Below are 7,567 nucleotides of genomic sequence, written 5' to 3'. Positions count from 1 at the left end.
CGTCGCCACGCCCTACGCCGTGGTCAGCTCGTACACCACCTTGCTGGACGCCACTCGCAGCTGGTGACCAGCGGTGAGCCCATCTGGCCACCGCTCTTGACTTGCACCAACAACCGCGGCGTGTCGGTCCCGGCGAACTCGACGAAGCTCGGGGGCGTACAGCATCGGTGGCATCGGGTCAGCGGCGGCGATCGGTGCCCTAATTGACGTTCGCTCCCCAGTTGTTGGTGGTGATCACGATCAGACCCGGTGAGGCGTTCCGGATGCCCTCGAAGCGCGGTAACGCGCGCACCCCGCACTGCGCAGCGAGCGTGTGGGCGGCGCCCTCTTCGTCGGTCCCCGGGCGGAAGTAGACGGTGCTCTCGGGGATCACGCCGTAGGGGTAGTTGCCCACTTCGACCACATTCCAGCCCTGCAGGCGCAGCTCCTTGGCTGCGCGCTGAGCGAGACCGATGATCATCGAGTTGTTGTACACACGGACCGAGAGAGCCGAGACACCGAGCGGACCAGTGAGGGCGGCACGGGGAACGGGACCGGGGCCGAGCAACGAACCACCCGCAGTGCCCGCACCTGGACTGCTCTGACCGGGCCCAGCGCCGGGTTCGATCGGCGAGCCCACCACCAGCCCGGGTCCCGGCACCGTGCCGAGTGCACCACCGGGTGCACCGCCGGGTGCACCGCCGGGTGCACCGCCGGCGCTGTCGGCTCCGGGACCGGCACCAGGACCGGGCGGGAAGCCGCCGGGAGCGCCGCCACCGGGAGCGCCGGCACCGGGAGCACCGCCGCCGGGAGCGCCACCGGGAGCGCCGCCGCCGGGAGCGCCACCGGGAGCGCCGGCACCGGGAGCACCGCCGCCGGGAGCGCCACCGGGAGCGCCGCCGCCGGGAGCGCCACCGGGAGCGCCGGCACCGGGAGCACCGCCGCCGGGAGCACCGCCACCGGGCACGATCGGGATGCCCACCACCGGGCTGCCGCCGGGCTGGGCGGCCATCGGCGGCGAGGTGGGAACCGGGCCGGTCGAGGAGGTCGAGCCGGGTGTCGCCTCCGGGGGCAAGGCCGGCGGTGCCGCACTCTTGATTGACGATCCCTCGCCGACCAGCCCGAGCAGGCCCACGACGGCAGCGATACCGGCGATCGCGAACAGCACGACGCCTGCGATGCGCCTGCGCGAGACGTCATCTGACTCGGGCGCTGCCATCTCCTGCTCCCTTCGTCGACGACACGGGCCACCGGCGCCGCGATCACCCGATGGTGTGTCGTGTCGCGGGGCAGGAGACCATCAACGCGGACCCTGATGGAGGCGCCGCGCCGGACCCGGCGCGCGGCGCGATGCCCCGGCGTTCTCGGTGGTCGTCCGACCAGGCGAATCTGACTGGCGCCAGCCTCAGGGGGGCGAATCTGACGGGCGCCGTGCTCTTCGAGGCGACCCTGAGCGGCGCCTACCTCAACGAGGAGACGTTGATCGAAGCCGCAGACCTAACGGACGAGCAAGTCAACTCCGCTCACGGCGAGTCGAAGACTCGACTCCCCGGGAGCATCACCCGGCCCGAGGCCTGGGCGTCCCCGGCTGAGTGAAGCGCGCCGGTCACGACCCGCCGAGTCGCCCCGCGGCCGTCAGCCCCGCGGATGTCGCCATAGCCGTCGCCTGCTGGTTGGGCAGCGTGGGCCGGTCTGAACGCGGAATCCCGGGGCGGCACCACGAGCAAGGTCGTTCGGGCTTGGGGCAGAAGCGGAGCCAGCAGTGGGTGCGAGGCGCAGGCGCCGTCCGGGTCAATTGGACCGATACCGGCCCGGGCCGCTTGCGGGCCGAAAGCGCCTCTCCGAAGCCTGGCTACAACGACCATCCGCCTGCCCGACCCGAGCGACACCCGGGCCGTCCTGGTGCCGGGGAGGGGCTGAAATAGCAGAGCCCGGAGGACCGGTCACCTCTCGTGGGTCGGCTGTCCCCCGTGCACGTGGCGACTCATGGCGTCCGTGTAGGCCCCGAGGAACCGCGCGACGGCGTGGAGCTCGGGGGTGGTGAAGGTGTCGAGGACCTGGTCGCTGAGCTGGGTGAGCGGGCCGAAGAACTCCTCGGCGACGGCACGGGCGGCGTCGCTGCAGCGCACGATGACCTTGCGCCGGTCGCGCTCGTCGCGGTGGCGCTCGACGTGGCCCACGCGCTCGAGGCGGTCGATCACGGCGGTGGCGGCGCCGGTGCTGACCCCGAGCGATTCCGCCAGCGCGCCGGCGGTGGGTGGTTCCCCGCGCGCCTGGGCCTGCATGACGTGGAGCAGCGCCTCCAGGTCCGTGGTGTGGAGCCCCGCCTGGGCGGCGAACGCGTCGCCGACCCGCCGGGACGCGACCCCCATCCGCTGTACGGCCGCGACGATGTCCTCGCCCAGATCTCGGCGCTCCCGCTGGTCGTCCCGCGCCACGGCCGCATCCTCCTCGATCGCCCTCTTGCGATCATACAGCTCGTCGGGCAAGTATCTCTATCAATGAGATACTAGCTCAGCGAGGGAGAGAGTCATGGCAACTGAACGCATGCGGCGCGGGGCCATGGTCGTCCTCGCCGTGGGGCAGGTGATCGCCTCGGTGCTGGCGAACCTGTTCGGTGGCGCCTTCACCACCAGCGACCGACCCGGTGAGCCGGCGATCGTGCCCGCGGGGTGGGCGTTCTCGATCTGGGGGTTGATCATGCTGCTCAGTGTGGGGTGGGCGGTGTGGGCCGACCGGGCGGCTCCTCGGGAGGACACGGTCGCCCGGCTGGTGTCACCGCTGCTCGTGGTGTTCGCCGGCTTCTCCGCGTGGATCGCCGCCGCCGAGCTCGAACCGGTATGGACCACCGTCGCGGTGTTCGCCGTCATGCTGGGCGGACTCCTCGTCGCCTGCCGGATTGCCCTCGCCCAACACGGCGTCATCCGCGCCTGGTCCCGAACCGGGCGCTGGCTGACGTGGACGCTGCTCGGGCTCTACACGGGATGGAGCAGCGTGGCCATCTGGCTCAACCTCACCACCGCGCTCGCCACCAGCGGTGCCCCGATCAGCGGGGTGGCCGGCGTCGCCGGGCAGCTGGCCGTCCTCGTGGCCGCCGTCGTGACCGCGGTGACGCTGCTGCGGTTCGGGCGTCGGGCGCCCGTCCTCGCGCTCTCCGCCGCCGCGGCCGTGACCTGGGCGTTCGTCGGCGCTACCGTCGGCGCCGGTGCCGCGGGCGAGCCGCTGCTCGCCACCGCCGCGGGCGTCGGCACCGCCACCACCGTTGCCGCCGCGCTCCTCGTCCTGCGCGCCGGTCGTCGGGCCACACCCGCTGCGCCGTCGCCGGGGCGCCGGCCTCCGTCGGTCGCGCACGCGTCCGTCGACCCGGGGACGGCGTCGTGAGCGCGGAGCTGTTCGCCTACCTGAGCTACGGCGACGCGCCGGCGGCGCTGCGATGGCTCGAGACCGTCGGCTTCGAGGTCGTGCGGCGACAGGACGGCGACGACGGTCGCGTGGTCCATGCCGAGGTCCGTCTCGGCGGGGTCGTGCTGTTGGTCGCCAGTGACGACGCCGAGTACGTCACCCCGCCGCTGCTCGGCCGGTCGACCGGGAGGGGTCTCTATCTGCTGGTCGACGACGTCGATGCGGTGCACGCCCGGGCCGTCGACGCGGGCGCGACGAGTGTCATCGATCCGGAGGACACCGAGTGGGGCACCCGCCGTGCCCGCGTCCTCGATCCCTGGGGGCAGGAATGGAGCTTCGGCACCTACCGTCCCGGCGCGAGCTGGTGAGGTCGGTCCGCTCTCGCCGCTACCGAGCTCCGGGGCCCGGCCGCGTCTCCACGTCGCTCTCCCGCAGCTGGGCGTCGCAGTCGCCGCAGGTGAACTGCGGTCGATCGAAGACTGACCGGCGTCTTCACGCTGCCCGAGGTCGGTGCGCCGGTTTCTCTTGGTGGATCAACGGGCGCTCCTTGTTACGTGCGGATGGCCCGTCGGCGGTGCCGCGCTCCGCCGTGTCAGCGCGGGGCGGTCGTCGAGGGGTGGATCGTGACGGGCCGCGTGGCGATTCGGGCCAGGGCCTCGACGAGCTGGATGCCGGCGTCCTTGCTGGGTTGCTCCTCGGTGAGGACGGCGAGGAGGACGGGACGCCCCGTCGTGGTGACGATGCCGACGGACCCGACGGCCCACCGCCCGTCCCCGGAGTCGGAGGGCGCCCACCCGTTCTTCAGTGCGGGCATCGTCCCCGGGTCCGCGGCCGCGCTGACGCCCCACCGCTGCTCGTCCACGACGTTCCTCATCAGGTCGAGGGCGAAGGAGCGCAAGTCCGGGCCGAGAGGTCCAGGAGCGTGCAGGGCGGCGAGCAGCGTCAGCTGGTCGGATGCCGGGGTCGTGCTGCTGCCCCAGCGGCCGACGAGGCGGGTGGCCCGCACGCCGAGACGGCGGTTGGCGGCGTCGAGGGCCGGCGCGCCGCCCAGGTCCTCCCAGAGGCGCGAGGCGGCGTCGTTGTCGCTCTCCTGGATCATCCGCGCGGCCAGCTCCCGGTGGGCGGTGGAGGGCGCGCGGCCGTCGTCCTGGCTCTGCAGGAGCAGGACCGCGAGGACGTCGAGCTTGACCACGCTCGCGGTCCGGATCGGGGTGTCGGCGGCGTACCGGAACGACTGCCCCGTCGTCACGTCCAGTGCGGCCACCGACACGTGGCCGGCCGACGCCCCCTGGACAAGACGATCGATCGCCGCGGTCGCCTCCCGTGCGGCGGCGCCGGGGTCGGTGAGCACGGCAGGCGGAGGGTCCGGCGTGCGAGCCGGTCTGCTGACCGGTGAAGGAGCAGGCGTCGGCGCGTGATTGACGTCGTGCGTGACCGTGGCGAGGAGCAGGCCCAACACCAACGCGAGGAGGGCCGCACGGCCCCGGTCGCCCGGCCGCCGCCGGGGCCCTCCGGGAACCGGGTCGGATGGTCCTCGTGGTGGGCGCGGCCAGCCGGGCACGGCCGGCGCCGCACCGGGGCGTTGGTTCCGCGGAACGGTGGGCTGCTCCGAGCGCGGAGGCGGGACCAGCGGGACGGTCTGTGGATCGTCCGGCAGCGGAGCCGCGGGCCGCGGCACAAGGCGAACCTCGACCATTCGCTGGCGACGCGGACAATTCCCGCCGCCGGGGATGACGGCCTCGCCGCCCAGATCACTCCCGGCGATGAGCGGGGCCTTCCCCTCCCCGTCAAGCGAGGGTGCCGCGGGCGCGTCCTCCGCTGACGGCACACGCGGGCCGAGGTCAGACACGGGGTTCGATGGCCGACGGCCGACGAGCGGAGCGCGCGTCGGCCACGAGGGCGAGGTGGTCCCGGTGCGCGCAGAACGTGGAGGAGGTCACGTCACCCGGTCGCCGCTGCGGGGGCCGTGGAGCGGCGAAGCGGCCCGATACGCCGAGAGGAACGCGACGAGCTCGGGGATGGCCTGCCCGACAGCGTGCGCCACCGGCACCTCAGCGGGCGTGTACCCGTGACGTCCCAGGAGCGCACCGAGCTCGCCGAGGAACTGGACGGACGGGAACACCTCGTCGTACGGGGGAGCCATGCACACCACGGTGAAGTGGTGCAGGCGCGACGTCACGCCACCACGCCGAGGGACGGCCCTGCGAACGGCAGCCCGTCACCGGCGACACCTCACAGAAGGTGCCCACCCGCGGGCTGCCGTTGCACGAGTCTTGTCGGCACGTCTCCCGCGCTCTAGGGGTGTTCGTGTCGTGCCCGGCGCCGAGGTCGCGGACTCCCTTGACCGCGAGGTAGGGGTTGTCAGTGCTGGTGGGTACGCCGTACCCCTTGGCTGCGGGCCCGGGGGCGAACAGGCCGAGGCTCGGGTCGAGGCGTCACCGTCGACGGACGTCGCCGCAGCGACGTCCAGGTCCACTTCGCCGGTGAGTCGCGAAAGAGCAAGACATCTCGAGCAGCATGTCTATCCGGAATGCGGTGTCTTCCAGCGCCGTCGTCCGCGCGATCGCGGCCACCACGCGAGGCTCGCCACTTCAGATTCGGGACGATCGATCTCGTCAGGTCACTCCGTTCCCGACGAGGATGCCGACCGAGTAGGTCAGCGCGGCGGCGGCGCCGCCGAGCAGCAGCTGCCGCGATCCGGTCCACCACCACGACCTCACGGTCACGAGGGAGACGAGGGCGCCGGCGCCGAAGAGTCCGACTCCCGACACCAACAGTGCGGGCAGCAGACTGGTCGCGCCGAGCAGGTAGGGCAGCACCGGGAGAAGCGCACCCAGGGTGAACGCCAGGAACGAGGCGACAGCGGCGAGCAGTGGCGAGGGCAGGTCGTCGGGATCGACCCCGAGCTCTTCGCGGGCGTGTACCGCGAGCGCTTGGTCAGGGTCTCGGGACAGCTGACGGGCCACCTCCCGCGCGACGCCGGCCTCGACCCCTCGCTCGATGTACCGCTGCGCGAGCTCTTCTTGCTCGAGCTCCGGTGTTCGCGCCAGAGCCTGGCGTTCGACGGTCAGTTCACCCCGAGCGAGTTCGGTCTGCGAGGCGACCGAGGTGTATTCGCCCGCAGCCATCGAGAACGCCCCGGCCGCGAGGCCGGCCATCCCCGCCAGCACGATCGCGCTCGTTCCGCCGCCGGCGCTCGCCACTCCGCCCGCCACGCCCGCGACCAGAGCGAAGTTCGACACCAGGCCGTCCATCGCGCCGAAGACCGCTGGACGTAGCCAGCCCCCCGTCACGTCAGGGTGGGTGTGTCCCGCATTGACCACACGACTTCGAGCCCCGGCGTCGTTCACTCCCTCACGGTCTCGGGAACCCCCGTGGAGCCGGGACCGTCATCCGTCGCACACGGCGCCGCCGAAGGTCCCGCGTCGACGTCAGGGATGGCGTGTGGTCTCCCAGCCGGCCCAGGTCGCCGCGAAGTGCCAGGGCCGCGTTCCTCGACTGCGCAAACGCCGCCCGAGCCCTCAGTTCACGGTCGCTCTGGCCTGATGGGGTCGGTAAGCGGGAGCCTCTTGCGGTCGGTCGCCGCGACCGCGGCCACGAGGACCCACAACGTCGCGCCGAAGGCGAGGCTGAAGAGCAGGTCGGGTACGCCCATCATCGCCGGGGAGGCGAGGACGAACCCCATGACGCTGATCGGGAGGTGCATAAGGATGGCCAGCAGCACGCTCTGCGTATGGCCGTAGACCCACACCATGAGCAGCCGGTATGCCAGCATCCAGAAAAAGGTCGCGGCTAAGGAAAGCGCCCGCGGGACAGCCCCCGAGTCAGCTCCCGCGAACAGCGACAAGTGCAGCACACACCACACAGCCCCACCACGAGACCGGCCGCCAGCAGGCTCGCCGTGTCGTCGGTGGTGATGATGCCGGGGATGAAGGCGTCCGAAGTGAGCGACAGCGCACCCTGGATCGCCGTCCACAGAACGGGGGCGGTCAGCAGCGCGACCGCATACCAGCGAACACCCACCCGCCACCTGAGCAATCGCGATCCCAGATCACGGAGCCCCGCCCTCCCATAGGCGAGGGCGATCACCAGGACCGCTAGTACTACAGCCGGATTTTGAGGTGGCTGGTGCGGGTTGCGTGGTGGCAGTGGCGGGCGCGGGCTTGGTGGCGTCGGCGCCAGTATG

Annotated in this window: 10 protein-coding genes; 3 read left to right on the top strand and 7 right to left on the bottom strand. The window is 72.3% G+C overall.

Annotation, left to right across the window (positions count from 1 at the left end):
- Positions 1-199: 199 nt before the first annotated feature.
- Positions 200-1,198, bottom strand: coding sequence for a LytR C-terminal domain-containing protein (locus tag PHK61_RS31985; protein WP_337994025.1), 999 nt, complete (start codon positions 1,196-1,198; stop codon positions 200-202).
- A gap of 50 nt (positions 1,199-1,248) precedes the next feature.
- Between PHK61_RS31985 and PHK61_RS32225 the strand changes: the two genes are divergently transcribed.
- Positions 1,249-1,575 (top strand): pentapeptide repeat-containing protein, encoded by a 327-nt coding sequence (locus PHK61_RS32225; protein ID WP_420791473.1) that lies wholly within the window; start codon positions 1,249-1,251, stop codon positions 1,573-1,575.
- A 347-nt stretch (positions 1,576-1,922) separates the two neighbouring features.
- Here the strand turns inward: PHK61_RS32225 and PHK61_RS31420 are convergent, their stop codons facing one another.
- Entirely contained in the window at positions 1,923-2,417 is a 495-nt protein-coding gene (locus PHK61_RS31420) for a MarR family winged helix-turn-helix transcriptional regulator (RefSeq protein WP_274284975.1), read from the bottom strand.
- 94 nt (positions 2,418-2,511) lie between these two features.
- Here PHK61_RS31420 and PHK61_RS31415 point away from each other — a divergent pair, with 94 nt between their 5' ends.
- Both PHK61_RS31415 and PHK61_RS31410 read left to right on the top strand, forming a co-directional pair.
- The gene (locus tag PHK61_RS31415; RefSeq protein ID WP_274284974.1) at positions 2,512-3,360 is read left to right on the top strand and encodes a hypothetical protein; all 849 of its coding nucleotides are present in this window, start codon (positions 2,512-2,514) and stop codon (positions 3,358-3,360) included.
- Positions 3,357-3,749 carry a VOC family protein gene (locus PHK61_RS31410; protein ID WP_274284973.1) on the top strand — a complete coding sequence of 131 codons (393 nt, stop codon included), beginning with the start codon at positions 3,357-3,359 and terminating at the stop codon, positions 3,747-3,749. Before PHK61_RS31415 ends, PHK61_RS31410 begins: the two co-directional genes overlap by 4 nt.
- A gap of 224 nt (positions 3,750-3,973) precedes the next feature.
- Here PHK61_RS31410 and PHK61_RS31405 read toward each other — a convergent pair whose 3' ends face one another.
- The 5 genes from PHK61_RS31405 to PHK61_RS31385 form a co-directional block, all read right to left on the bottom strand.
- Positions 3,974-4,732: a serine hydrolase gene (locus tag PHK61_RS31405; RefSeq protein ID WP_274284972.1), complete on the bottom strand. Its 759-nt coding sequence runs from the start codon at positions 4,730-4,732 to the stop codon at positions 3,974-3,976.
- 585 nt (positions 4,733-5,317) lie between these two features.
- Positions 5,318-5,560, bottom strand: coding sequence for a hypothetical protein (locus PHK61_RS31400; RefSeq protein ID WP_274284971.1), 243 nt, complete (start codon positions 5,558-5,560; stop codon positions 5,318-5,320).
- Between the two features lie 436 nt (positions 5,561-5,996).
- Complete coding sequence (locus PHK61_RS31395) at positions 5,997-6,674, bottom strand: VIT1/CCC1 transporter family protein (protein WP_274284976.1); 678 nt, start codon at positions 6,672-6,674, stop codon at positions 5,997-5,999.
- 233 nt (positions 6,675-6,907) lie between these two features.
- Positions 6,908-7,156 carry a hypothetical protein gene (locus PHK61_RS31390; RefSeq protein WP_274284970.1) on the bottom strand — a complete coding sequence of 83 codons (249 nt, stop codon included), beginning with the start codon at positions 7,154-7,156 and terminating at the stop codon, positions 6,908-6,910.
- Between the two features lie 17 nt (positions 7,157-7,173).
- A complete protein-coding gene (locus tag PHK61_RS31385) occupies positions 7,174-7,470 on the bottom strand; it encodes a hypothetical protein (RefSeq protein ID WP_274284969.1) in 297 nt (98 codons plus the stop codon).
- Positions 7,471-7,567: the final 97 nt, after the last annotated feature.

Source organism: Actinomycetospora lutea, assembly GCF_028737205.1.
In the GTDB taxonomy this organism is placed as follows: Bacteria; Actinomycetota; Actinomycetes; order Mycobacteriales; family Pseudonocardiaceae; genus Actinomycetospora; species Actinomycetospora lutea.
This window is presented reverse-complemented; position numbering and strand designations above follow the sequence as displayed.

Coding starts and splice junctions, on each gene's coding strand:
- PHK61_RS31985 (WP_337994025.1), bottom strand. CDS start 1,198: ATGGCAGCGCCCGAGTCAGATGACGTCTCGCGCAGGCGCATCGCAGGC.
- PHK61_RS32225 (WP_420791473.1), top strand. CDS start 1,249: ATGGTGTGTCGTGTCGCGGGGCAGGAGACCATCAACGCGGACCCTGAT.
- PHK61_RS31415 (WP_274284974.1), top strand. CDS start 2,512: ATGGCAACTGAACGCATGCGGCGCGGGGCCATGGTCGTCCTCGCCGTG.
- PHK61_RS31390 (WP_274284970.1), bottom strand. CDS start 7,156: ATGCTGGCATACCGGCTGCTCATGGTGTGGGTCTACGGCCATACGCAG.